Origin of the sequence: Govania unica (assembly GCF_027920805.1) — a bacterium.
Classification (GTDB): domain Bacteria; phylum Pseudomonadota; class Alphaproteobacteria; order Sphingomonadales; family Govanellaceae; genus Govanella; species Govanella unica.
In genome coordinates this window covers 1-545 of the sequence record NZ_JANWOI010000010.1, presented here as the reverse complement: position 1 = coordinate 545, position 545 = coordinate 1, and the positions used below count along the sequence as shown (strand labels likewise).

1 pseudogene is annotated in these 545 nt (G+C 58.3%); it reads left to right on the top strand.

The window, feature by feature from the left end:
- Positions 1–46: 46 nt before the first annotated feature.
- A pseudogene (locus NYP16_RS14395) lies at positions 47–545 on the top strand (IS5 family transposase); the annotation flags it as partial.

The following is a 545-nucleotide window of genomic DNA, read 5'->3' as shown; positions in this document are numbered from 1 at the left end:
GGAATGATCATTGGTTGATTCAATGGCAATACTAGGAGGTGTTGCCATGAGTGATTTGCTGTTGCTTTCGGAAGTGCAGATGCGCCGGATTGAACCCTATTTTCCCTTATCGCACGGGGTGCCTCGGGTCGATGACCGGCGGGTGATCAGCGGCATCATATTCGTGATCCGGAATGGTTTGCGCTGGGGGGACGCGCCGAAGGAGTACGGCCCGCACAAAACGATCTACAATCGCTTCATCCGCTGGAGCCGACTTGGCGTGTTCAACCAGATCTTCGCCGCGCTGGCCGCCAAGGTCGGCAAACCCGATCGATTGATGATCGATGCCACGCACCTCAAGGCCCACAGAACCGCGGCCAGCCTTTTAAAAAAGGGCCTGTTCCCCGACGTATTGGCCGGACCAAAGGGGGCCTGAACTCAAAACTCCATGCCGTGTGCGATGGCCAGGGGCGGCCGCTGATCCTGCTGCTGAGCGAAGGCCAGATGAGCGATTACAAAGGGGCGGCGCTGATGCTCGACGCCTTTCCGACGGCCAAGGTCTTGCT